Origin of the sequence: Hymenobacter sp. HSC-4F20 (assembly GCF_019599275.1) — a bacterium.
In the GTDB taxonomy this organism is placed as follows: domain Bacteria; phylum Bacteroidota; class Bacteroidia; order Cytophagales; family Hymenobacteraceae; genus Hymenobacter.
On sequence record NZ_JAHZTD010000004.1, the window covers coordinates 359,999 to 383,242 of the forward strand.

Sequence of the window (23,244 nt, forward strand, 5' to 3'; positions counted from 1 at the left end):
ACTGGCTGTCGATTTCACCAACAGCCAGTCTAATGACCCATCCGAAACTCCCTACAACACTCCTTATCGGCTTATTGCCGGTAGGGAGTGTTTTTTTTGCCCAAGCGGCCGTCGCACAGAATACCAGTGAGGTAGGTCTTGGAATTGGAGGCCTGACGTACAAAGGCGAACTGTCCCCCGCTTATCAGTTTCGCAATAATCGTCCAGCTCTGACAGCCTTTTATCGGAAAGATGTTTCTGCCCCTGTTACACTCCGGGCTGGTCTTACGGCCGGTATGCTGCGGGCTGCCGATGGTAGCGTAAAAGACGTAAACAATAGGAATGCACCGCTAGCTGCGTATCGGCAGGCAAATATGAAAGGCAGTTTGTTGGAAGCCTCCGGAGTGTTGGAGTATAATTTCTTCGACTACCATGACCGGCACGATAAGGTTCATTTCACGCCCTACGTATTTGTAGGCCTAGCAGGCTTCTACGCTCATACTGCGGCCGAAGGCCAAGGAATAGCAAATAGCAAATACCAAAACCTGTTGGGAATAGCCGTACCAGCAGGAGTTGGAATTAAGTATGCTTTATCAACACATTGGAACCTGGGCTTGGAAGCTGGGGCCCGTAAAGCATTCACCGACAAGCTAGATGGCTATAATGGCTCCGATCTGCCTGCAGGTAGTGGCTCAAAAGCTACGAACGAGTTATTGGGCAACCCGCACGACCAAGATTGGTACTTCTACAACGGGTTGAGCGTTTCATACACCTTTTACAAGATCCGGTGCCCCGACGATAGCCAAGATAAAGGAAGAAGCAAAAAGTAACCCAATGCTGCTTCCTGCCTCCTAATGACCACCGAAAACCCTGGCATACTAAACGCCAGGGTTTGTTCGTATAAAGGCCTCAGGCTGCAACTTGTTCTTGAGCAGAGGGGAATGCAACCATTTGCGTAACTTGCAGCCTCTTTACGCAAAAAGTACTGATGGCCGTCCGGTCCGAAATAGATTCCCAGAATATTCCCGCCCACGTCGCCGTCATCATGGATGGTAATGGCCGGTGGGCCAAGCAGAAAGGTGGCTTGCGCATTTTCGGGCACCAAAGTGCCATTACGGCCGTGCGCGAAACCGTAGAAGCTGCGGCTGAAGTAGGTGTACGCTATCTAACGCTTTATGCCTTCTCGACAGAGAACTGGTCACGGCCGGCGCATGAGGTGATGGCACTGATGCAACTGCTGGTGCATACCATTCGGCAGGAGACGCCTACTCTGCTAAAGAACAGCATTCGGCTGCAAGCAATTGGTCAGATTGAAAACTTGCCGGCTTCCTGTCAAAAGGAGTTAGCAGAAGCAATTGAGCTGACTAAGGAGGGTAACCGGATGACGCTGCTCCTCGCTTTAAGCTACAGCGGCCGGTGGGATATCACTCAAGCAACCCAGCGTATGGCCGCGGAGGTAGCCGCAGGCCGCCTGCAGCCTACACAGATAACGGAACAAACCGTAACCAGCTTTCTGTCAACTGCGGGTATGCCGGATCCAGAGCTGCTGATCCGTACCAGTGGTGAACAGCGGATCAGTAATTTTTTGTTATGGCAACTGGCCTACACGGAACTGTTCATAACCCATTTGCTGTGGCCTGATTTCCGGCGGGAGCATTTCTACGACGCACTGCGAGCTTATCAGCAGCGGGAGCGGCGTTTCGGAAAAACCAGTGAGCAGTTAACTGTTTCGTAATTACAGAACATGAGTTCTTCTTACCATAAGCTTATCCCGGCTGCTGCGCTGGCCCTGACATTGGGCGCCATACCGGTTGGTACCGCTACGGCGCAAACCCAGGCTCCTGCCGTAACCGGTGAGCAGCCTCAGCGCTATACGCTGGGCGGCATCACCATCAGCGGTGCCCGATACTTAGATCCTAATACGCTGATTGGGCTGACAGGGTTAAAGGTCGGCGACCCGATTACTATTCCTGGGGAAGAAATTGGGAAAGCTATCCGCAGGCTATGGGACCAGGGCATCCTAGGTGATGTGAGCGTGAGCATTGCGCGCACGGAAGGCAGTCGTATTTTTCTGGACTTTAACCTGAAGGAACGGCCACGCCTATCTAAATTTGAGTTCTCCGGCATCGGTAAAAGCCAGGCCGATGAGCTGAAAAACAAAATCAAGCTTATTCGCGGTAAGGTCGTTACGGATGCGCTGCTGAGTAACACGCGCGCCCAGGTCCGGAAGTTCTATACCAATAAGGGCTTTCTCGACAGCAAGGTTACCATTACGCAGACGCCCGACTCCTCGCTTTCTAACAGCGTCGTGCTGAACATCAACGTTGAGAAAGGCTCCAAAGTCAAAATCAACGACATTCAGTTCGAGGGTAATACGGCTTTTTCAGATGGTAAGCTGAAAGGCAAACTCAAGAAAACCAAGGAGAAGAAATTTCCTAAGCTCTTCAACTCGGGCAAGTTTCAGAGCAAGGAGTTTGCCGAGGATAAAGCTAAACTCCTGGAGTTTTATAACGGGGAAGGCTACCGCGACGCCGTAGTAGTTTCCGATACACTGGAGCGGATTGATGACGGGCTGAGACTCACCATCCGGGTGGATGAGGGCCCTAAATATTACTTCCGCAACATTACGTGGAAGGGCAATTACCTCTACGACGACAGAACCCTGGCCTCCGTTCTGGGGATTAAGGAAGGCAGCGTGTACAGCAAAGAAACGCTGGACAAGCGCCTGAACTACAACCCAACCGGGCAGGATGTAACGTCGCTCTATATGAATGATGGCTACCTGTTTTTTCAGATTGAGCCGGTAGAAACCAAGGTAGTAGGTGACTCGATTGATATTGAGATGCGCATCACGGAAGGGGTGCAGGCTCGAATCAAAGACGTTAACATTGCGGGGAATACCAAAACGTCGGACCACGTGGTGCGCCGCTCGCTCTACACGCTGCCGGGCGACAAATTCAGCCGGGAGCAGCTTATCCGTAGCCAGCGTGAAATTGCCAACCTGGGTTACTTCGACCCCGAAAAAATCGGGTTGAATCCGGTTCCTAACCAAGCTGACGGTACGGTAGACATTAACTATACAGTGGAGGAGAAGCCTTCCGACCAAATTACGCTTTCGGGCGGCTGGGGCGGTTATGCGGGCTTTATCGGCACGGTGGGCTTGGTGTTCAACAACTTCTCCCTGCGGAAAGCAGGCACTCTGCGTAACTGGACGCCGGTGCCGGCCGGCGACGGTCAGCGCCTGGCCCTGAACGTGCAAGCCAACGGGTTGCAGTATCAGGCTTACTCCTTCTCCTTCACGGAGCCGTGGTTGGGCGGGCGCAAGCCAAACTCGCTGTCAGTAAGCCTAACTAAGACTATATACCGGTTAGGAACCAACTTCGACGCCGAAACAGGTAGTTTCCTGAAAACAAACGGGGCGAGCATAAGCCTGGGCCGTCGTTTGCGCTGGCCCGACGACTACTTCACGCTTAGCAATGCACTGTCCCTCACTCAGTACAAGCTGAACAACTATACGGCATTAGGCTCGGAGTTCTTTCCTAGTGGGACTGGTAATGCAAACAACATAACGTTTAATACTACCCTTTCCCGCAACAGCATCGACAACCCCACCTTCACGCGACGGGGCTCCTCGCTGGCCCTGAGCGTGAACCTGACGCCGCCGTACTCCCTGTTTCCTGGCTCGCACCCCAGCGTAGGCGAGTGGGTAGAGTTTCACAAGTGGATGTTCGATGCTTCCTGGTTCTCGCCAGTAGTAGGTAAATTAGTACTAAACACCCGCGCCCACTTCGGTTTCATTGGCACCTACAACAGCAGCCGTCCGATCGGACCGTTTGAACGCTTCAAGTTGGGTGGCTCTGGCCTGGGATACGGAGGGTCGTCAAACTTTATAGCCGGTACTGAATATATTGGTCTGCGAGGCTACAACGACCCAGGAGATGCTTCCACCTCTCCCTTGCCTACCTCGGTAAGCGGCACAAATGGCTCTAGTGGGGGCGTTGTTTACAACAAGTTTGTGTTGGAAATGCGGTATCCCGTGAGCCTTAATCCGGCCGCCACTGTGTACGTGTTGAGCTTTGCTGAAGCAGGTAATGCTTTTGAGCGTTATTCCAACTATAACCCCTACAAGCTGTACCGTTCCGCTGGGGTAGGGGCCCGTATTTTCATGTCGGCATTTGGTTTGCTAGGCTTTGATTACGGTTGGGGCTTCGACAAAGTGCCGATCTATACCCCGGGTCAGAAACAGGACAAAGGCATCTTCCACTTTATCATTGGTCAGCAGCTCCGCTAAACCCGGCGGTGCGGCCGGCGATACTTCATCTTCTTTTAGCGTATGAACAAGATGTTTTCGTGGATAGCGGCCGCAGTGCTAGCACTCCTCCTTTCAGTTCCACAAGGCGCACAGGCGCAGAAGTTTGGCTACGTCGACTCGGAGTTTATTATGGGTAAACTACCGGCCTACGCCCAGGCCCAGCAGGAACTCAATACTCTTTCCAGTAACTGGCAAAAAGATATTGAGACGCAAAAAAAAGAGTTGGACAAACTCTATCGGAATTATCAGGCCGAAGAAGTCGTTCTAACAGAGCCGATGAAGAAAAAGCGGCAGGACGAGATACTGAAGAAGGAGCAGGATATTAAAGCCTACTCGAACAATATCTTCGGTTTTGAGGGCCAGCTTTTTAAGAAGCGGCAGGAACTGACCAAGCCAGTGCAGGATCAGGTGTTTGAGGCAATTGAGAAAGTCGCCAAAAAGAAACAGTTGGCCATTGTTTTCGATAAGTCTGGCGACCTGACCATGCTCTACACCAATCCTGTCCACGATTACACGGAGTTTGTTTTGGAGGAGTTGGGCCTGGCTTCCGAGGAGCGTAATCAGCCCGGACAGAAAGGCGCCGTACGTTCCGTAACTACCCCACAAGCTCCGGGCGGGGAAGCCACCGTAGAGGATGAGCCGGTTCCAACCCGTACCAAGCAGCCGACCCGTACCACTACGCGGCCGGCAACCCGAAAAAATTAACTTTGCGCATCTAACTCTCTGACACTTCTCTTTTTAATGACCATCATGAACAAATTTCGCGTTGCACTGGCTGTTGCCGCCCTTACCTTCACCACGGCTACGGCTACTATGGCACAGACGGCCGCACCGCTGAAAATCGGGTATACCAGCGTGCAATACGTCCTGAGCCAGATGCCCGAGAGCAAGCAGATTGAGTCTCAGTTGAAAGACTACAGCACCCAACTTAAGGGCCAACTGGATGCCAAAAGCACTGAATTCCGTACCAAAGTGGAAGCTTACCAAAAAGGTGGCGCTACCATGACGGATGTAGTGAAGGCAGATAAGGAGAAAGAGTTGCAGAATTTGCAGCAGTCGATTCAGGAGTTCCAGCAAAACGCCGAGGTATCGCTGCAGCAGAAGCAGCAGACCCTGCTGAAGCCGGCGCTGGACAAGCTCCAGAAGAACATCGATGCTGTGGCCGACGAGAATGGGTACACCTACATTCTGAACTCTGATGGTGACAGCCCTCTGTTGTTGCATGGCCCGAAGGACGGCGACGTATCGGACCTGATCCTGAAGAAAATGGGCATTACGCCAGGTGCCGCCGCCGCTGCGCCCAAAGTAACTACCCCGGCTGCTAGCACTGCTGCCGCTACGCCTGCAGGTAGCTCGACTAAGACCAAAACCAAAACCAAAAAGTAAGCGCTTAAACAGCCGCGTACATCACGTATACCACACAGCCGGGGCTTTGCTCCGGCTGTGCTTGTTTATGTAGATGCTGGGTTATCAATTCGACGTAACGTACACCTGGATGCTACACGCTTCGAACCAACCGGATACTTCCAGCCACAGCCAGATTATCATATGCAGCACGACGACCCGGAGGAGTTCACAGATGAATTTGCAAGTCCCATTCCGTTGGGGGAGGATGAGCCAGAGGAAGAAGATGAGGACGAGTTATATGAGCATCACCGCATCCGGGCTGACCGGCGGCAGGAGTTGCTACGCCTCGATAAATTCCTGCTGAACCGCCTGCCTAGTACTTCGCGTACCCGCATTCAGAATGCCATTCGGGCCGAAGCAGTACAGGTAAATGACCGGCCGGTAAAATCAAACTACCGCGTGAAGCCGCTCGACGTCATCACCATTACGTTGCCTGAGCCGCCGCGCGAGTTTAAGGTTGTGCCCGAGCCTATGGAACTGGATATACGCTACGAGGACGCAGAACTGCTATTGGTAAACAAGCCCGCCGGTATGGTAGTGCACCCAGCCTACGGCAACTGGAACGGCACCCTGGTTAACGGGCTGGCTTATCATCTGCAGAACCTGCCAACTGGACGTAATGGCGAAATCCGGCCCGGGCTGGTGCACCGCATCGATAAAGATACTTCCGGACTACTGGTGATTGGAAAGACTGAGTGGGCCATGACTCATCTTTCCAATCAGTTTTTTCACCATACCATTGAGCGAACTTACTTGGCGTTGGTATGGGGAGTGCCTAAGGAAGCGGAAGGCACTATTCGGGGGCATATAGGTCGCAGCCTAAAGGACCGCAAGGTCCAGGCCGTGTATCCCGACGGTGACTATGGCAAGCATGCCGTAACGCGCTATAAAGTGCTTCGCTCTTTCGGGAGTAAAGTGGCGCTGCTCCAGTGCAACCTGGAAACAGGCCGTACGCACCAAATCCGAGTTCACATGAAACACATCGGCCACCCGCTGTTTGGCGACGCTACGTACGGGGGAGATAAGATTGTGTATGGCCAACGGACGGGTGCTTACAAAGCCTTTGCTGAGAAGATGCTGGCCCTGATGCCCCGGCAAGCCTTACACGCGAAGTCGTTGGGCTTTCAGCACCCAGTTACGCAGGAGCATATGCAGTTTGAGGTAGAGCTACCCCTGGATTTTGAACGCCTGTTGGAAGCGTGGGAGCAATATGCACAAACCGCAGAGTAGGCCACCTACAATAAAAAAGCCCGCTACCATGGTAGCGGGCTTTTTTATTGTAGGTGGCTATTACTTGCGCTTTACGGGCGCTTTAGCCGGAGCCTTGGGCTTAGTGATTTCAGCTACGGCCGTTTTAGCCTGCTGGTCGTTCGGGTCCAGCGCCAGCGCCTGCTGCCAGTAAGGCAAGGAAGCGGTTTTGTCACCTTTTTGGTAGTAGTAATACCCCAGGTACTTATTGGCCTCGATCAGGCCGGTCTTGTACTTGGCCGCATCAGTTGCCGCTCCTGCTACCTCGATGTACTTCTCGTAGTAGGGCTTAGCCAAGCCTTGCTTCGAGTCCTTATCGATGTTGGCATTAGCGCGGGCCCGCATCTGATAGCCCGGGATGTAGTTCGGACGCTCGGTCAGTACTACCCCGTAGAGGCTATCAGCCTGGGTGTATTGGCCGTTTAACTCGTAGGCCCGGCCCAAGTATACCTTATCCGTCAGCTCACCACCTTTGGTAGCCGCCATCCGGGCTTTCAGGGTAGTAATAGCATTTGGGTAATCCTTGGCTGCCAGATAAGCTTGAGCTAGCTCGTTCTGCAACTCGGCTGCTTTCTTCGGATCAGCGTCAATAGCCTTCTTGATAATAGCTGCACCTTCCGACGTCTTACCGCCTTTGATCAGCATCTTACCGTAGTAGACGTTGTCTTCAGTAATCACCTTATTGCTGGCAGTAGCTAGCTGCATATATTTCTGCATGGCTGCCAACGCCTCATCGTTCTTGCCCGTCTCGTAGAGCGAGTAAGCCCGCAGACGATTCATGGTGAGGTTGTTTGGATCTTTCGCCAGCACCTTATCTACCTCCGTTAGCGCTTCCGGATACTTCTTGGTCAGGTACAGGAAAGAAGCATACTTAGCGTCCGTATCCGAAGACTTTTCGGCCAGCGAAGAATATTTCTGGAACTGCGCCAAGGCATCATCGTAACGGCCAGCAAAGTAGTACGTTTCAGCCAAGGAGTTATAGGCCGGAGCGTAGTTCGGATCGATGCTGATAGCCTTGTCGAAATTGGTCTTGGCTTCGTTGTAGGTACGGGCCCGCATGTTTAGCTGGCCTTTGCGCACGTAGGCCTGCACATTGTTTGGGTCAGCCAGCGTAGCACGCTCGTAGCTGTTCATCGCCTCACCGCCGCCCTGCTCCGTTTTCAGGTACAAGTCGCCGCGGGCAATCATCAATGCCGGGTCATCCTTGCCCTTCGCCAGCTTCTCGCCAGCACTCACGTAAGTAAGCGCTTTGGTAACGTCCTTAACATTCGACTCCGCGTATGCCTGAGCAATCATGGCATACACCTTGGGGTCTTTGCCCTTGGAGGTTTTTACGGCATTATCAAATTGAATTTCCGCCTCTGCCGTTTTGCCCTGCGCCAGCGCGGCACGGCCGGCGGCAATCTGGGTCATGGCATCTTTCGGATTTAAGGCAATGCGGTTAAAATAATACGCGGCCGAATCGGGCATATCGCGCAACTGGTACAGGCGGCCAAGTTCAAACGACGTCTCGTTCGACTGGCCTTGCCGCAGCAAAGCAGCACGGGCTTCGCTGTAACGCTCCAGCTCAATAGCTTTTTGAACGCCCGACGTTTGGGCCAGGGCAGCAGAACCCGAAACAGACAAAGCAGCGAGGAGCGTAAGCTTCCAGGGCTTGAGATTCATGAGCAAAAGGTTTAGTGAAAATGCGTGGGGAAAGGAGACAAAAAGTGTGTTAGCGTGGCTTTACCTCAATGAGGCGAACCTGGCCGGTTGCAGGCATCAGCCCCGCTTTTAGCATAATGAGCTGGCCTTTATTTCCAGCAACAAAGGATGCAAAACCGGTGCCAAGTCCGGCGCGGGCTTCGCGGCTGATGACGTAGAGCTCACGCCGCAGAGGATAGGTCTTCTGCGCCAAATACCCTTGGTAGGGCTGCACATAATCCTCGGGGGTAGAGCCAGTAGCCTTGGGGCTGACTCCTACTACCCGCACCCGTTTCAGGAATTTCTGAACGGCCGCGTCGTCCCGGTCACTGATCCAGTTAACCCCAATCACGCCAATAGCGTTTGGATGAGTAGCAACGTAATCAAGCAGCGCTGGGTTCGATTTGGAGGCGAAAGCCTTTTTAGTCAAGGCAGTTCCCCGGGTTACTGAATCCTGAACAAAGCGGGCCGTACTGGAGTTGTTGTTGTCAAACACAACGGTAATATCACCCAGCTTGTTCTTGCCACTGAGCTGCGCCCATTGCTGCTGCTGCCCAGTGAAGATACCTCGTAACTGGGCCAGCGTCAAGAGCGAGTCAGGGTTACTGGGATGCACAATAATGGCTACCCCGTCTACCCCAATCCGAATAGAGCGGGGCACCAGCTTTAAACGCTCGAAAGTACCGCGCTCTTGGGCCGTTAAATCCCTTGATACAATAGCTAGGCGTAAGCTATCAGCTAGAAAGGCCTGCATTACATTCTGCTCCGGCTGGTATACAGCCTGAACTTTTGCACCAGGGTACAGTTTCTGAAAGGTGTCTACCTGCGACTTGAGAATGGGCTCAAACGTTTCGTCAACTCCAATTCGGATGGTTCCACTGGTAGGCGTATCAGTGGATTGAGTACCAGGGGTGCTGTTATTTTCGCAACCCATTAGTCCCATGCTGGCGCATAAGGCAAGGCCCAAACCCCAAAAATTAGCGCGCATCATCCTTACTTTTCTTGAAATGTTGCTGGTAGGTGCGAACAAATCTAATGATTCCGTAAAATACAAAGACAGCCGCCAGTAAACGACGTGGGGTATTACCTAGTATAAGCGTGCCAGCGGGAGCAAACCATAGGTATAGCCCCAAGCCCGCATACACTAGCGACATAAGCAGGGTGAAGTACCGTACTAAAGACTGTGACTTTTGGTTGCCCAGTCGTTCTTCGGTAGTGGGTAAGTCAAGCATAAAACCAAGATGCGGTGTGTAGGGGCATAACGTCAAATTAGGATGCGTTTGTTCGTTTTGCTGCGTCAGCGCTATGGCTGATAAGGTGCAGAGGAGTGGCAAAAGCGCTCCGAAGCGGCCAGCAATGTATTGCCAGCCGCTTCGGAGCGCCCAAATATCAATCTAAAATTGAATATATAGCCAGAAGCTACTTACTCATATTGAAAGGTAATGGGCAGCGTATAGCGCACTGGTACGGCATGGTGGTTCTGATAGCCAGGTTTCCAAGCAGGCATTTGCCGAATCACGCGGGAAGCCTCTTCATCGGTTCCGTAGCCCAAGCCTTTTAAAACCGATACATCAGTGATACTGCCGTCGGCATTTACGACAAAGGAGATGTAAACCTTACCCTCTACGCCAGCACGTAAGGCCTGCGAAGGGTAGTGAAGCTGACGTTGCAAATATTTAGTGAGAGCTGCATTACCACCCATGAATTCCGGCATGTTCTCTACGTGCACGAAGGGTTCGGTTACAGCCGGAGCAGCTGGTTTAGCAGCTGTATCTTTGCCGCCTACAGTGCCTGGAACAAGCACGTCTCCATCTCCTACTGCTGCAACAGGACCTTCAATAGCGGGCCCATCGAGGGGTGTTACTACCTCCGTCGCAGGATCGGGCGTTTTGACGAGTTCGTCCCGAACCACCCGCGTTGGGGTAGCAGCCGCCGCTGGCCGAACCGTAACGGCCGCGGCGGGAGGAGTAGACGGTAGAAGCTTACTAGTGGGATCAGCCATTACTTCTATGATTTTATCGTTGGAAGTAATGGGAGGCACCACAATGACAGTGGGCCATAACCGCTGCACAAGCAAAGGAATAGCAATCAACAGCACTGCTAAGGCTGTGGCAATGGCCACTGCTGTACTGATGTGACGTCCATACACTTGGCGCAGTACATAGGCACCGTACGCTTTGTTTCTCCCTTCAAACACAATATCGTCAAGGGATGGAAGGGTGGTGTGTGCGGTCGTGGTCATGAGCTTATAGAATTAAGTGAACAATGAATGGATACTATCTAATCATCCCAAGCCTGCACCGTACTTCAACTTGCCCATTACTAGCTGGCTTGCAGGGAGTAAACGCAGGTAGCAGCCGAGCTAGTATGCGTGCCTACTATACTTTTTTATACAAATTCTTTAATGCAAAAAACCCGAACCAGACCAAGGTCTGATTCGGGTTCTTATACTAGCGCTGGTTGCCCAGCAGCAATACGCTTACTTGATAGCGAAAGTCACCGGTACAGTGTAGTACACTGATACAGCGCGGCCGTTCTGCTTACCAGGAGTGAAGCGGGGTAGGTTCTTGATAACCCGCAGCGACTCCTCGTCGCAACCGGCACCAATGCCTTTCTGCACTTCAGCGTTCGTAACGGCTCCATCGGGGCCTACTACGAACTTAATGAAAACGCGACCTTCTACTTGGTTGCGCAGTGCCATGGCGGGGTACTTGATGTTCTTGGCGATGTACGCCAGTAGAGCTTCTTGCCCACCGGGGAAAACCGGCATCTGTTCAACGTAGGTGTAGGGCTTGGTTTCCACTACCTCCTCAACTGCTTTTGTGCCTTCACCGGGTTCCAAACCAGCCAAGTCGGCGGGGTTATCGGTGTTGCCTTTCACAGTTTCGTTTGCTACCACCTTGTCTTTCAGCTCTGCCTGATCCGGAATTTCTTCCTGCTTCTGTACTTCCTCGTCCTTTTTCACGACGGGAGGCACGAACTTGATCGTGGAGAGCTTTGGTGGGGGTGGTGGCGGCGCCTCTGGGGGTGGCGGCGGCGGCGGTGGCGGCTTGGTGGCATCCAGCGGCGGGGCTTCCATCAGCTCGTTCGCCTTCAGCATCTTATCGTCCACTACTACCTCTTCTTTTTTCAGCATGCGTGCCACCAAAGGGAAGGCAATCATGATGGAGAAGAGAGCAATGGCAATAAGCACTGCACGGGTTACGTGCTTGCCATACACGCGCCGGATTACGTAGGCTCCATAGGCCTTATTGCGCCCCTCGAAGACAATATCATCGAGAGATGCTTTGGCCAACTGTGCGTTGTCCATCATAATCCAGAAGATTTAATCAGTTCCTGGTCGGGCTTTGAGATGTCAACCAACGCGTATTTCTTCGTGTCAGTGATGTTCATCTCGTCAAGAATATCGACCATGTTCTTGTAGTTGGACTTATCATCTGGCTTGATGAGCACTACTAGCTGCGGATTGCTTTTATGCTGCAACAGCACTTTGCGAATTCCGTCGGCTCCGTAGTTGGAGAGTTTCAACTCCGGTTTAGTGTTGCCATCTAATAAGCCGTCATAATAATACAGCTTGTTGCCTTCACCCAGAAGCAGTGTTAAGGCGTTAGAAGCCTTAATTGGGGGCTGCTCATCTCCGGGCTTTGGCTTCACTGGCATCGCAACCTCCATTACGGTAGGCTTGCTGAAGGTCGTCGTGAGCATGAAGAAGGTCAGAAGGAGGAAGGCCAAGTCCACCATCGGGGTCATGTCGATTTTGGTCGACATTTTCTTGGCCCGCTTCTTTCCGCCTTTTCCGCCTGAGTCGGCTTGTTGTTGGATTTCTGCCATGTCTGTGCGGATTACTTACCGGCTACTGGTTTGGTTTCCAGATCGGTAATCAGATTGAACCGGTTAATGTTCTTATCCTGCATCAGTTTGATGACTCTCTTCACGGTCGGCACGTCTGCGTTACCGTCACCTTTGATAGCAACGTACGAAGGCTTGCCATACTGCTTACGGCTGAGAGCTTGTGCGGCAACCACCCATTCAATGAACTGGTTATTCACAGAGTCGGCGGGAATGCCTTCCTGCTTAACCAGTTTACGCTGCTCGCCATCCAAGTTCAGGAGAGCAGGAAGCTTTTCAATGGGGGTACCGAAGCTAGATGCTACCGCATGGAAGTTTTTAGCCTGGGTAGGAGTGAAGCTCACTCCGTACTTAGCACCAACCTGCGTCAGCAAATCCGACTTGATTTCGTCATCATCCAAGCCGAAGAATACGCGCTTGTCTTTGTCAACCGAGATGGTAATCACGTGTGACTCCGGCAGGCGGATTTCGGAAGTGGAGGAAGGCGTATCAACCACCACAGCCTCTTCCGGGGCAAACTTGGTGGTGAGCATGAAGAAGGTCACCAGCAGGAAGGCCAAGTCCACCATCGGGGTCATATCCAGCGACGGTGACGTTCTATGGGGCTTTACTTTGGGCATTGCTGGTGTTGATTAAGTAGCGTGATTCAGAAACGAAGTTACCTGCGCTTTAGTGCGGGAAAGCACTAAAATTAGGCAACGTGCTCGGTTTCGCCGTGCTGAGCAGCGAAGGTCTGAATGATGCTGAAGCCAGCCTCGTCGATGCTGTAGGTCAGCTCGTCAATTTTGCTGGTGAAGAAGTTGTACGCTACGATGGCAATAGCTGAGGTACCGATACCCAGAGCCGTGTTGATCAGAGCTTCCGAGATACCGTTAGCCAGACCTACTGCGTCAGGAGCACCACCTTGTGCCAGAGCCGAGAAGGCCTTGATCATACCAAATACTGTACCCAGCAGACCTACCAGCGTAGCGATAGAAGCCAGGGTCGAGAGGATAACGAGGTTTTTCTCCAGCATGGGCAGTTCCAAAGCCGTCGATTCCTCGATTTCTTTCTGGATGGCCAGAATTTTCTGGTCTTTCTCCATGCCACGCTCACGAGCCATCTCCTGGTATTTGCCCAAGCCAGCTTTCACTACGTTAGCTACCGAGCCTTTCTGCTGGTCGCAGGCGGCAATAGCACCCGTGATGTCGTTCACGTTCAGCTTCTGACGGATGGTGCGTACGAACGATTCAATGCTCTTGCTGCCTTTAGCACGGCTAATAGTCAGGGCGCGCTCAATCGAGAAGATGATTACGCACAGGAACATGGTCATCAGCAACGGTACAATAGGACCGCCTTTGTACACTACGCCGAAATAGTCACCACCAATGGGGTTATTTTCATTGTTACCACCTTGGAAGTGGCTGGGGTCACCCATTACAAATTTGTAGATGATCACGCTTACAATAAACGCCAACACGATGGCGAGAATGGCAAACAGGGACGAACCACCGCCCTTGGCTTCGCCTTTCGGCGCTGCAGCAGCGGCGGGCCGAGCCGCGGGCTTGTTCATGGCATTCTTTTGTTCCATTGTTCCGGAGAATTAGGGGGTTGTTGGTGAAAGGTTGAAGTACGAGTAAAAAAGTGAAAAACAGCTGACTAGTCTATAGACGGGAAACCCCGCTCACCCACACGCATAGATCCGAAAAGGGTGGATAGCGTGGGTCTGCTCGTGCGCGGGGCTTGGTTAGAAAATAGATCTAGCCTTGGCAAACCTAACTAAAAACCTGTGTGTGGCCAAATGAAAAATGGGTTTAAACGCTTTAAAGCACTATGGGCATGCCTCAAAATGGCGTACTCTACTTCGTTTCAGAGGCGGTAACGGCTTGTTGCTTGGCTTGTTCCCAATAAGTATCCATCTGAGCTAGAGTGAGGTCTCGGAGCTGATGACCGTCGTGAGCTGCTGCTGTTTCGAGATACTGGAAGCGGTAAATGAACTTGCGGTTAGTGCGCTCCAAAGCTTCTTCTGGATTTATACCAGCGTGCCGGGCAAAGTTTATTAGGGAAAACAGCAGGTCGCCGAATTCGGCGGCGGCCCGGGTCTGCGTATCTTCTGTGGGAGCAGCAGCAAACTCGGCTTGGAATTCCTGTAGTTCTTCCTGCACTTTTTCCCAGACTTGTTCAGGACGTTCCCAATCAAAACCAGCGCCTCTGGCTTTTTCCTGGATTCGCATGGCTTTTACCAAGGCGGGTAGTGACGTAGGTACGCCGCCTAGGACCGATGAGTTCCCCTTTTCCTGCAATTTTAGCTGTTCCCAGTTCCGCTTTACATCTTCCTCCGTGTCAGCTTGCGTAGTGCCGTAGATATGAGGGTGGCGAAAGATAAGCTTCTCGCACTGCGCATTCAGTACATCAGCAATATCAAAAGCCCCTTGTTCACTGGCAATTTTGGCGTAGAAGGTGAGGTGAAGCATTACGTCGCCCAACTCCTTTTTCAGGTCCGGTAAGTCGCCACGGATAATAGCGTCGCTTAGCTCATACGTCTCTTCAATAGTGAGATGACGCAGGCTTTCCAAAGTCTGTTTTTTGTCCCAGGGGCATTCCGCCCGTAAGCGGTCTAGCACGTCGAGCAGGCGGCTGAAGGCTTCTAGCTGAGCCGTGCGGCGAGCAGCAGTATCGTATTCCATTAGCTCAAATATACGATGACACGCGTCATCCGGTGGAAGGGCAGAGTTTCGATTATTGGGCAATTACCCTTAGCCTACATTTCCGCGTAGGGAAAGCAGGGGTAGTTTAGCTACTTTTGCCTCTGTTTATCCGTCCTTCAGAGTACTTCAACATACAGACAGCACAGTGGCACTGATTAAATCCATTTCGGGCATCCGAGGAACCATAGGAGGAGCAGCCGGTGACGGCCTGACCCCCATAGACGTGGTAAAATACGCCGCCGCCTTTGGCACATGGGTGCTGCAAAAAACGCAAAACAATACCATCGTCATTGGCCGGGATGCCCGCCTGTCGGGTGATATGGTGAGCCGTTTGGTGGCGGCAACCTTGCAAGGATTAGGCATTAATGTACTCGATCTGGGATTAAGTACAACGCCAACGGTAGAAATGGCGGTTCCGGCTAAACAAGCGGGTGGCGGCATTATCCTTACGGCTTCGCACAATCCTAAACAGTGGAACGCTCTGAAGCTGCTTAATGCGAAGGGCGAGTTCATTTCCGACGAAGATGGGAAGCAGGTACTAGCCTTAGGCGATGCAGAGGCATTCGATTTTGCCCCCGTCACTAAGCTAGGCAAATACTCTACTGATACTACCTTCCTGCAGGAGCACATCGACGCTATTCTGGCGCTACCCCTGGTCGATAAGGAGGCTATCAAGGCCAAGAATTTCCGGGTGGTAGTAGATGCGGTAAACTCCACCGGTGGTTTTGCTGTGCCAATGCTGCTGGAGCAGCTTGGGGTAGAAACGATTGAAAAGCTGTTTTGTGAACCGACTGGTGACTTTGCCCACAACCCCGAGCCCCTACCCGAAAACCTGCGTGACATTGCGCGGGTGCTAGAAAAAGGTTCTTTTGACTTGGGGATTGTGGTAGACCCGGACGTTGACCGGTTGGCGCTGGTGAACGAGGATGGCACTATGTTCGGCGAGGAGTATACGCTGGTAGCCGTGGCCGACTACGTGCTACAGCAACATGGCGGTGGCAACACGGTCAGTAACCTTAGCAGCACCCGGGCTCTGCGCGACGTAACCGAAAAGCAGGGGGGAAGCTACGCCGCCGCGGCAGTAGGCGAGGTAAACGTGGTTAATAAGATGAAAGAAACCGGCGCCATCATTGGGGGCGAAGGCAATGGGGGCATCATTTACCCGGAGTTGCACTACGGGCGCGACTCGCTGGTAGGCATTGCCCTGTTTTTAAGCCATCTGGCTAAATCCGGTATGACGATGACCCGACTGCGGGCCTCGTATCCAAATTACTTTATCTCGAAGAATAAGATTGAGCTGACTCCCGAAATCAATACCGATGAGGTGTTGGTGCGGATGCAGGAGCGCTACTCCAAACACCCCATTAACACCATCGACGGGGTGAAAATTGAGTTCGATAAAGAATGGGTGCATCTGCGCAAGTCCAATACGGAGCCTATTATCCGCATCTATGCAGAGTCGGATTCCAACGCTACCGCTGACCATCTTGCCAACAAGATTATTGGTGATATAAAGGAGATTATCAGCAAATAAGCCCCGGCGCTTATTCTACCACAGCGCACGCCAATTCGGCCTATCTAATGGCCGAATCGGCGTGCGTTTTGTTTTTACTACCTGCCGGTGCAGCTAGTGAAATGTACAGAATTCCGGCTACCCCGTTGGAATCCTGTATTTTTGCCCTGACTTTCTTTCCAGTACTCACGATTACGCCTCTGTCTTGCCCATGAACGTGTATTTCGATAATGCCGCTACCACGCCACTCGACCCCGAAGTGCTGGATGCCATGCTGCCCTTTATGCGCGACCATTTTGGTAACCCCAGCAGCATCCACGGTCATGGCCGGCAAGTGCGCGCGGCCGTTGAGAATGCGCGCAAGACCATTGCGCACCTGATCAATGCTGCTCCCGCCGAAATCGTATTCACTTCCTGCGGTACCGAGGCCGATAATTACGCCGCCTTTGGCAGCGTACGGACACTGGGGCTTAAGCACGCCGTGACGTCGACGCTGGAACATCATGCAGTGCTGCATACTATGCAAGCACTGGAAAAAGCCGGCGACATCACGCTAAGCTACCTTCGGCATGATGCCCAGGGCCGCCTGGATCTGGAGCACCTGGACGAACTGCTGGCCGCCCACCCGCGTACCTTCGTGAGCCTGATGCACGCCAACAATGAGATTGGCAACCTGAATGACATTGTAGCCATCGGGGAAATTTGTGCCCGTCATAACGCCGTGTTCCACACGGATACGGTGCAGACGATGGGGCATTATCGCCACGATGTGCAACAGCTGAAAGCAAACTTCCTCGTAGGGTCGGCGCATAAGTTTCACGGCCCGAAAGGGGTAGGGTTTTTATACCGCCGCTCGGGTCTGCTCGTGGACGCACTGATTCACGGGGGGGGGCAGGAGCGAAACCAACGGGCTGGCACCGAGAACGTCTACGGCATCATCGGCCTGGCTAAGGCCCTGGAAATTGCCTACCGGGATATGGCTGAGCATCAGCGCTATATCCAAGGCCTAAAAGATAGGTTTATTACTCTGTTGCGGTCTGAGATAGAGGGGGTAGAGTTTAACGGTACTTCAGCCGAGGCGGACCAGAGCCTGTACACAGTGCTCAGCGTGAGCCTGCCGCCTTCCGAGCTAAACGAAATGCTGCTGTTTAACCTGGATATCAACAAAGTGTCAGTGTCGGGCGGCTCGGCCTGTACCAGCGGCGCCAATGCTGGTTCCCATGTTCTTAATGCGCTAGGCGCTGATCCGAACCGGGGGACCATTCGTTTTTCAATGAGCAAGTACAACACAACGGAGGAGGTAGACTACGCCGTGGCCCAACTGGCCAAAATGTATCGGAAAGAGCCTCAGAAGGTGTAAACAGATGCTTAGGCCCAGTACCGACAGCGGCCTGCTACCCTGGGGTAGCAGGCCGCTGTCGGTACTAGGCCTAGGCGAAACTACTCCAGCGGTTTGCGCTGGTGCACGGCCCGTTGCTTGATGTAGAAGATTAGCAGCCCGAGCACTAGCACAAACCCAACGTCAATTAGAAAACGAGTGAGCCCTTCCATGGCGAGGTGCGACTGTCCTACGGCTATTCCGCACCCCACGAGCGCGGCAGCAGGCATCAGAATCAGGGCAATGAGGGCGCCCGCAATAACGCTACGGCGGTATGCCGCAATAATGACAATCCCCGCCGCGGCACCACACGCTGATAGCAGAAATTCTTTCAGGCTCGGATTCGCAATGTTCTTCACTTCCGGGTTAGCCGCTAGGGCCGAGGCCGAAGCTTCGCCAGCACCGACCAACCAGAGCATCGTAAGGCCCGCTGTGAGCATAAACAAAGCATACCCAATCAGTACGGACCGTAGTCCGCGTCCTACTACGTGCCAACGCCGCAGTACCGTGCCCATGGGGATAGAGGCTATCGGCTCGAAACCTGGCGAAATAATACTGGAAGCAATAAAGGCCACGGCCTGCGGTACTGGCTCAGAAACTAGACCTACGGCGGCAATTACCCCGCCTAGTGCCATGAGGGCGGCGTAGTTGGGGGTCGGGCGCCCTTGATGGCGCAGGCCGGCCTCTACTTCTTCCCAGATAGCCTCATCCTTATCATTCATGATTCGCTCCCCATCAGCGGGAGCAATAATGCTGCTCAACTCGGCCGTGGCAACCGACAGCGCCTCGGGCTCCGGTACAGCTGCCTGGGCTCGGCGTAACACTTCATCGGCGCCCCGATTTAGCACGTGCACGGTAATAACATCGCCGGGCGGTTTAAGCGAGGCGCCAGGCTGGACGCTCAGGCCAATTACGTCTTCGAGAGGAAGCAACTGCTGACACAAGTCGCTGGTGACGGTTGCTGGAACGCTTAGCGCTAGACTACGATGCATAGAATGGAAATAAGTGAAAGCCGGTATACGCAAAAGTTAGCGTAGGCTGGAGAGATAAAATTAAATATGTCATAAAGTACTTTGAAATACAAAGTTGATGGTGCTATTTGCCCCACCTCACCGCTATACTCCTACCTTCCTATGCACGTCAAATTTATCCTGCCTGCCCTTACGGAAGCCACTAATCCTTATTGGCGGCCTATTAAGTATTCCTTGTTTCCGCCGTTAGGCTTGGCTACGCTGGCTGCATTCGTGCCTGCTGAGTGGGAGGTAAGCTTGCAGGATGAACACGTAGAAGAGCTGTATCTGGATGATACCCCCGACCTCGTACTTATTCAAGTATACATTACCAATGCCTACCGCGCTTATGCTTTGGCTGATTTGTACCGGGCGCGGGGAAGCTACGTATGCTTGGGCGGGCTGCACGTGACCAGTTTACCCGCAGAGGCCGCCCCTCATGCTGACAGCATTTTCCTGGGACCCGGAGAAGATACCTTTCCCGAGTTTCTGAGCGACTGGCGCCGCGGGCAGGCGCGGCCGTGCTACATAGCGCCACCCCGCCGGACGCTGGTAGGCATGCCACCCATCCGGCGCGACCTTATCCGGCGGGAGCTTTATCTGGTTCCCAACTCTATAGTAGTAACGCGGGGCTGTCCGCACCACTGCGACTTTTGCTATAAGGATGCTTTTTTCGAGGGCGGTACTACCTTTTACACCCAGCCCGTAGAAGACGCTCTAGCCGAAATCGACCGGCTTCCGGGTCGGCACCTGTACTTTCTCGACGACCATCTGCTGGGGCACCAGCGGTTTGCCGGGGCCCTGTTCGACGGGATGCAGGGGATGAACCGCCTGTTTCAGGGCGCGGCCACCGTGGATAGCATTCTGCGGGACAACGGTCTGCTGGAAAAAGCCGCTGCGGCTGGCCTTCGGAGCCTGTTTGTGGGGTTCGAGACGCTGAGTACGGTTAACCTGCGAGCCAGTAACAAACGGCAGAACCTGGGCCGCGACTACGCCCGCGCTATTGCCCGCCTCCACGACTTGGGCATCATGATCAACGGCAGCTTTGTATTTGGGCTGGATGACGACGGGCCCGACGTGTTTCCGCGCACCGTGGAGTGGGCTGTTTCCCACGGCATCACCACTGCCACCTTCCACATTGCTACTCCGTACCCGGGCACGGAGTATTATAAGCGAATAGAGGCGGAAGGTCGCCTGCTGCACCGTCGCTGGAACGAATATGATACGCGCACGGTCGTGCATCGGCCCGGCCCTGGGCTCACGGCTGCTCAGCTTAAGCAGGGTTACGACTGGGCCTACCGCGAGTTCTATTCCTGGGCCAATATTACTAAGGCCAGCCTGACGCACCAGACTATCAGGCATCAACTCAAGCACTTTGCCTACGCCGGGGGCTGGAAGCGGTTCGAGCCACTCTGGAATTTTATGATCAAGACCCGCCACCTGCATTCCATGAGGCCGCTACTGGAAGCTATTCTAAGCAAAGTGCAGGGCGTCCGCTCCGTAGCTCACCCCGCCCCTGCCGACTTTATTCCGCTGCCGGTACTCCCGTAGGCAGGTGATGATGCATCGTATCCTGGCCATCCTGCGTAAGAACGGGCTCTCACCTGCTGCGCACCCGTATGGCCGATATCAATATCCAACGCAAAAAATCTTCTCCCAACCCCTGGCTGCTTGTGCTGCTTGTGCTGGCGGTTATTGCCGGGGCAGCGTATTTCCTGCTGCGGGCCGATACTGACGCCCCCGCCCCGGACCCCACGCCGACAGAAGCTGGTGTGCCTGCGCCCCCGGATAGCACCACCGGCGCCGAAACGGGGCCACGCCCAACCGCCGATGCCCTGGGCGACATGGCCGCCGAGCCCATGCCCGCAACACCCGAAGTGCTGACCACCTTTGCCGAAAGCGACGCGTCCCAGCCACAGTACGGCCGGGAAGGTTTGCGCCTGCTGACGTCATACTTGGTTGACTTGGCCGACCGAGACGACCTGCGGGATGCTACTGTGGCCGGCCGGCGCGACGAACTGACCAGTGCCACCGCGCGGTTAGACGAGGCAGGCAGCAGTCTACGACCCGGCTACGTGGCTGCTACTGCTCTTATACAGGCCATGCAGCAGAAAGCCTACCCCGGGCTTGAGGCTGAAGTAAATCAGCTGACTATCCAGGCGGCGGCGCTTAGCGGGCGCGCAACCACACCGCAGGACCAGCAGCAGCTGCGCGAGTACCTCACGCGGGCTGCCGGGATAGCAAAAACTCTCAACCAGTCTCCAACCCGCTAAGTGGCACCAGCCTTTATTCTCGTATGGAATCTACCATGGACCCCATTCCTTCCGGCCAGGGCCTGCACCTACGCCGCCTCCACGACCTAACTGAGTTTGAAGTAGCCGATGGCAGCCCCGATGTGCGGGGGTGGTCGGTGCGTGGGGCAGATGGCCGGCAGTTTGGGCAGGTGCACGAGTTGATTGTGGACGTAGACGCACTTAAAGTTCGCTACCTCGATGTGGAGCTGGATAACAGCCTGCGTATCAACGAGCGGGACCGCCACATCCTGCTACCAATTGGCGTAGCTGCCCTCGATGAAGACGGGGATAATGTGTTTGTTCCCTCCCTTACGAGCCAAGCCGTACTAAACTACCCACCCTACGCCGAAATTCAGATTACCCGTGAGTACGAGGAAGCCATGTTGCGGGCCCTGAACCTACCCCTGCCCGCGGCCACGGCCTCCGACTTTTACGGCCAGCCTAGCTACGATGACCACGCCTTCTACCAACGCCGGCGGTTGAGTTAGTCGCTAAAACATAAAAAGGGAGCTACCTCACACTGAAGTAGCTCCCTTTTTTACTGCCAGAAACTGTTAGTTTCGCCGGATCATCTCAGTAACAGCCTGCACCCACTCGGGGCGGGAGTTCAGGGACGGCACCAGCTGCCAGTGGCTGCCTCCGGCCTCTTCGAACATTTCCTTGAACTCTTCGCCTACCTCAATGGTCGTTTCCAGGCAGTCAGCTACGAAAGCAGGAGAGAAGGCCAGCACGTTTTTAATGCCTTTGGCGGGCATTTCCTTCAGCACCTCGTCGGTGTAGGGCTGCAACCACGGGTCGCGCAGGCGGCTTTGCAGGCGGCTCTGGAAAGAGGTAGTGTACTGCTCGGGCGCGAGGCCCAGGGCCTTGGCCAACTGCCGCGAAGTTTCAAAGCATTGAGCCCGGTAGCAGTAGCGGTTGTTTTTGTTGTAGCTGTTGCAGCAGTTGCCCAGCTTGCAGTAGCCCTTATGGCTGCCCTTCAGCACATGGCGCTCGGGAATACCGTGGTAGCTAAACACAACGTGGTCGTAGTTGCGCTGGGCCATTTCCGCCTTGCCCAGCGTAGCAAAGCTGTTGATAAAGCCTGGGTCATCGACGAAGGTGCTGATAAAGCTGATGCTGGGTACTACCCACCACTTGCTGACCAGCTCCATCACCTTTTCCTGCACCGAGCCCGTGCTGGCCGCCGCATACTGCGGAAACAAGGGTAGCACGATGATGCGGTCCACGGCCGCGTCGCGCAACTCCTGCAGGGCGCTTTCGATGCTGGGTTTCTGGTAGCGCATGCCAAAGGCTACCAGGTAATCTTTGCCCAGTTGCTCCTGCACTAGCTTCTGCAGGTCTAGGCCGTGGTAGAGCAGGGGAGAGCCCCGCTCAGTCCAGAGTTGCTGGTACACTTTCGCCGACTTTGGGGCGCGTAAAGGCACAATCAGACCCCGAAACAGCGGATAGCGCACGGCCGCCGGCATATCAATCACGCGGGCATCCGTCAGAAATTCGTTGAGGTAGCGGCGCACGTCGCCGGTCTGGGGCGAGTCGGGAGTGCCGAGGTTTACAAGTAGTACGCCGATGCGGCCTTTAGATGAGGTGGGAGTAGAGGGCATAAAAAAGTAGGGCGCCAGAGGAGCCGGTAAGTCATCGAAGCCGCGAACTGCCGCTGGCCGTAACCAGCGGCAAAGGTCGCACAATGAGCACTGAACAAAAACCTGATGTACATCATCTTTTCGCTCGGCATACAGACAAATTTTGGTGGCCCGTTGTTTCCAGTTCGGCTGGTTTACGGCTCAGCCGGCAGCCAGGGTAACGGATTTGCTTAAACCGGCGCCAGTAGCTATAATATATACCGAGCGTGTGCGCCTCGTTTTAAAGCTGTACTTTTGCAGGCCA

Annotated in this window: 21 protein-coding genes; 11 read left to right on the top strand and 10 right to left on the bottom strand. The window is 53.9% G+C overall.

Annotated features, from left to right (window positions below; all coding sequences use genetic code 11):
• Positions 1 to 32 precede the first annotated feature (32 nt).
• The 6 genes from K3G63_RS20245 (at position 33) to K3G63_RS20270 (ending at position 6,928) form a co-directional block, all read left to right on the top strand.
• Positions 33 to 809 carry a DUF6089 family protein gene (locus K3G63_RS20245; RefSeq protein WP_220615951.1) on the top strand — a complete coding sequence of 259 codons (777 nt, stop codon included), beginning with the start codon at positions 33 to 35 and terminating at the stop codon, positions 807 to 809.
• 158 nt (positions 810 to 967) lie between these two features.
• A complete protein-coding gene (locus K3G63_RS20250) occupies positions 968 to 1,714 on the top strand; it encodes an isoprenyl transferase (protein WP_220615952.1) in 747 nt (248 codons plus the stop codon).
• A gap of 9 nt (positions 1,715 to 1,723) precedes the next feature.
• A complete protein-coding gene (gene bamA, locus K3G63_RS20255) occupies positions 1,724 to 4,270 on the top strand; it encodes an outer membrane protein assembly factor BamA (RefSeq protein WP_220615953.1) in 2,547 nt (848 codons plus the stop codon).
• 42 nt (positions 4,271 to 4,312) lie between these two features.
• Complete coding sequence (locus K3G63_RS20260; protein WP_220615954.1) at positions 4,313 to 4,996, top strand: OmpH family outer membrane protein; 684 nt, start codon at positions 4,313 to 4,315, stop codon at positions 4,994 to 4,996.
• A gap of 45 nt (positions 4,997 to 5,041) precedes the next feature.
• Positions 5,042 to 5,677 carry an OmpH family outer membrane protein gene (locus K3G63_RS20265; RefSeq protein ID WP_259404590.1) on the top strand — a complete coding sequence of 212 codons (636 nt, stop codon included), beginning with the start codon at positions 5,042 to 5,044 and terminating at the stop codon, positions 5,675 to 5,677.
• A 162-nt stretch (positions 5,678 to 5,839) separates the two neighbouring features.
• On the top strand, positions 5,840 to 6,928 hold the full coding sequence (locus tag K3G63_RS20270) for an RluA family pseudouridine synthase (RefSeq protein ID WP_220615956.1): 1,089 nt from the start codon (positions 5,840 to 5,842) through the stop codon (positions 6,926 to 6,928).
• A gap of 60 nt (positions 6,929 to 6,988) precedes the next feature.
• On the opposite strand, the gene K3G63_RS20275 is transcribed toward K3G63_RS20270, so the two are convergent.
• The 8 genes from K3G63_RS20275 to mazG form a co-directional block, all read right to left on the bottom strand.
• Positions 6,989 to 8,611 carry a tetratricopeptide repeat protein gene (locus K3G63_RS20275; RefSeq protein WP_220615957.1) on the bottom strand — a complete coding sequence of 541 codons (1,623 nt, stop codon included), beginning with the start codon at positions 8,609 to 8,611 and terminating at the stop codon, positions 6,989 to 6,991.
• Positions 8,612 to 8,660: 49 nt separating this feature from the next.
• Positions 8,661 to 9,572 (bottom strand): PstS family phosphate ABC transporter substrate-binding protein, encoded by a 912-nt coding sequence (locus K3G63_RS20280; protein WP_259404591.1) that lies wholly within the window; start codon positions 9,570 to 9,572, stop codon positions 8,661 to 8,663.
• Between the two features lie 480 nt (positions 9,573 to 10,052).
• Positions 10,053 to 10,871 (bottom strand): energy transducer TonB, encoded by an 819-nt coding sequence (locus K3G63_RS20285; RefSeq protein ID WP_220615959.1) that lies wholly within the window; start codon positions 10,869 to 10,871, stop codon positions 10,053 to 10,055.
• A 237-nt stretch (positions 10,872 to 11,108) separates the two neighbouring features.
• On the bottom strand, positions 11,109 to 11,942 hold the full coding sequence (locus K3G63_RS20290; protein WP_259404592.1) for an energy transducer TonB: 834 nt from the start codon (positions 11,940 to 11,942) through the stop codon (positions 11,109 to 11,111).
• Complete coding sequence (locus tag K3G63_RS20295) at positions 11,939 to 12,460, bottom strand: biopolymer transporter ExbD (protein WP_220615960.1); 522 nt, start codon at positions 12,458 to 12,460, stop codon at positions 11,939 to 11,941. The genes K3G63_RS20290 and K3G63_RS20295 overlap by 4 nt, the downstream gene beginning before the upstream one ends.
• Positions 12,461 to 12,471: 11 nt before the next feature.
• The gene (locus tag K3G63_RS20300) at positions 12,472 to 13,098 is read right to left on the bottom strand and encodes a biopolymer transporter ExbD (RefSeq protein ID WP_220615961.1); all 627 of its coding nucleotides are present in this window, start codon (positions 13,096 to 13,098) and stop codon (positions 12,472 to 12,474) included.
• Positions 13,099 to 13,169: 71 nt separating this feature from the next.
• Positions 13,170 to 14,030, bottom strand: coding sequence for a MotA/TolQ/ExbB proton channel family protein (locus K3G63_RS20305; RefSeq protein WP_409070877.1), 861 nt, complete (start codon positions 14,028 to 14,030; stop codon positions 13,170 to 13,172).
• Between the two features lie 286 nt (positions 14,031 to 14,316).
• Positions 14,317 to 15,144 carry a nucleoside triphosphate pyrophosphohydrolase gene (gene mazG / locus K3G63_RS20310; protein ID WP_220615963.1) on the bottom strand — a complete coding sequence of 276 codons (828 nt, stop codon included), beginning with the start codon at positions 15,142 to 15,144 and terminating at the stop codon, positions 14,317 to 14,319.
• Between the two features lie 166 nt (positions 15,145 to 15,310).
• On the opposite strand from mazG, the gene glmM reads away from it, so the two are divergent.
• Both glmM and K3G63_RS20320 read left to right on the top strand, forming a co-directional pair.
• Complete coding sequence (glmM, locus tag K3G63_RS20315; RefSeq protein ID WP_220615964.1) at positions 15,311 to 16,699, top strand: phosphoglucosamine mutase; 1,389 nt, start codon at positions 15,311 to 15,313, stop codon at positions 16,697 to 16,699.
• Between the two features lie 190 nt (positions 16,700 to 16,889).
• Complete coding sequence (locus K3G63_RS20320; protein ID WP_220615965.1) at positions 16,890 to 18,038, top strand: cysteine desulfurase family protein; 1,149 nt, start codon at positions 16,890 to 16,892, stop codon at positions 18,036 to 18,038.
• An 80-nt stretch (positions 18,039 to 18,118) separates the two neighbouring features.
• Here K3G63_RS20320 and K3G63_RS20325 read toward each other — a convergent pair whose 3' ends face one another.
• Positions 18,119 to 19,048: a DUF389 domain-containing protein gene (locus tag K3G63_RS20325; RefSeq protein WP_220615966.1), complete on the bottom strand. Its 930-nt coding sequence runs from the start codon at positions 19,046 to 19,048 to the stop codon at positions 18,119 to 18,121.
• 141 nt (positions 19,049 to 19,189) lie between these two features.
• Between K3G63_RS20325 and K3G63_RS20330 the strand changes: the two genes are divergently transcribed.
• The 3 genes from K3G63_RS20330 to K3G63_RS20340 all read left to right on the top strand — a co-directional run bounded on the left by K3G63_RS20330 (position 19,190) and on the right by K3G63_RS20340 (position 21,848).
• The gene (locus K3G63_RS20330; RefSeq protein WP_220615967.1) at positions 19,190 to 20,617 is read left to right on the top strand and encodes a B12-binding domain-containing radical SAM protein; all 1,428 of its coding nucleotides are present in this window, start codon (positions 19,190 to 19,192) and stop codon (positions 20,615 to 20,617) included.
• Positions 20,618 to 20,685: 68 nt separating this feature from the next.
• Positions 20,686 to 21,339, top strand: coding sequence for a hypothetical protein (locus tag K3G63_RS20335; protein ID WP_220615968.1), 654 nt, complete (start codon positions 20,686 to 20,688; stop codon positions 21,337 to 21,339).
• A 23-nt stretch (positions 21,340 to 21,362) separates the two neighbouring features.
• On the top strand, positions 21,363 to 21,848 hold the full coding sequence (locus K3G63_RS20340; RefSeq protein WP_220615969.1) for a PRC-barrel domain-containing protein: 486 nt from the start codon (positions 21,363 to 21,365) through the stop codon (positions 21,846 to 21,848).
• Positions 21,849 to 21,914: 66 nt separating this feature from the next.
• Here K3G63_RS20340 and hemH read toward each other — a convergent pair whose 3' ends face one another.
• Entirely contained in the window at positions 21,915 to 22,961 is a 1,047-nt protein-coding gene (hemH, locus tag K3G63_RS20345) for a ferrochelatase (protein ID WP_220615970.1), read from the bottom strand.
• Between the last annotated feature and the right edge of the window lie 283 nt (positions 22,962 to 23,244).

Coding starts and splice junctions, on each gene's coding strand:
- K3G63_RS20280 (WP_259404591.1), bottom strand. CDS start 9,572: ATGGGACTAATGGGTTGCGAAAATAACAGCACCCCTGGTACTCAATCC.
- K3G63_RS20320 (WP_220615965.1), top strand. CDS start 16,890: ATGAACGTGTATTTCGATAATGCCGCTACCACGCCACTCGACCCCGAA.
- K3G63_RS20270 (WP_220615956.1), top strand. CDS start 5,840: ATGCAGCACGACGACCCGGAGGAGTTCACAGATGAATTTGCAAGTCCC.
- K3G63_RS20260 (WP_220615954.1), top strand. CDS start 4,313: ATGAACAAGATGTTTTCGTGGATAGCGGCCGCAGTGCTAGCACTCCTC.
- bamA (WP_220615953.1), top strand. CDS start 1,724: ATGAGTTCTTCTTACCATAAGCTTATCCCGGCTGCTGCGCTGGCCCTG.
- K3G63_RS20325 (WP_220615966.1), bottom strand. CDS start 19,048: ATGCATCGTAGTCTAGCGCTAAGCGTTCCAGCAACCGTCACCAGCGAC.
- K3G63_RS20245 (WP_220615951.1), top strand. CDS start 33: ATGACCCATCCGAAACTCCCTACAACACTCCTTATCGGCTTATTGCCG.
- K3G63_RS20275 (WP_220615957.1), bottom strand. CDS start 8,611: ATGAATCTCAAGCCCTGGAAGCTTACGCTCCTCGCTGCTTTGTCTGTT.
- K3G63_RS20330 (WP_220615967.1), top strand. CDS start 19,190: ATGCACGTCAAATTTATCCTGCCTGCCCTTACGGAAGCCACTAATCCT.
- K3G63_RS20250 (WP_220615952.1), top strand. CDS start 968: ATGGCCGTCCGGTCCGAAATAGATTCCCAGAATATTCCCGCCCACGTC.
- mazG (WP_220615963.1), bottom strand. CDS start 15,144: ATGGAATACGATACTGCTGCTCGCCGCACGGCTCAGCTAGAAGCCTTC.
- K3G63_RS20295 (WP_220615960.1), bottom strand. CDS start 12,460: ATGGCAGAAATCCAACAACAAGCCGACTCAGGCGGAAAAGGCGGAAAG.
- K3G63_RS20285 (WP_220615959.1), bottom strand. CDS start 10,871: ATGACCACGACCGCACACACCACCCTTCCATCCCTTGACGATATTGTG.
- hemH (WP_220615970.1), bottom strand. CDS start 22,961: ATGCCCTCTACTCCCACCTCATCTAAAGGCCGCATCGGCGTACTACTT.
- K3G63_RS20265 (WP_259404590.1), top strand. CDS start 5,042: ATGAACAAATTTCGCGTTGCACTGGCTGTTGCCGCCCTTACCTTCACC.
- K3G63_RS20290 (WP_259404592.1), bottom strand. CDS start 11,942: ATGATGGACAACGCACAGTTGGCCAAAGCATCTCTCGATGATATTGTC.
- K3G63_RS20300 (WP_220615961.1), bottom strand. CDS start 13,098: ATGCCCAAAGTAAAGCCCCATAGAACGTCACCGTCGCTGGATATGACC.
- K3G63_RS20335 (WP_220615968.1), top strand. CDS start 20,686: ATGGCCGATATCAATATCCAACGCAAAAAATCTTCTCCCAACCCCTGG.
- K3G63_RS20340 (WP_220615969.1), top strand. CDS start 21,363: ATGGAATCTACCATGGACCCCATTCCTTCCGGCCAGGGCCTGCACCTA.
- K3G63_RS20305 (WP_409070877.1), bottom strand. CDS start 14,030: ATGAACAAGCCCGCGGCTCGGCCCGCCGCTGCTGCAGCGCCGAAAGGC.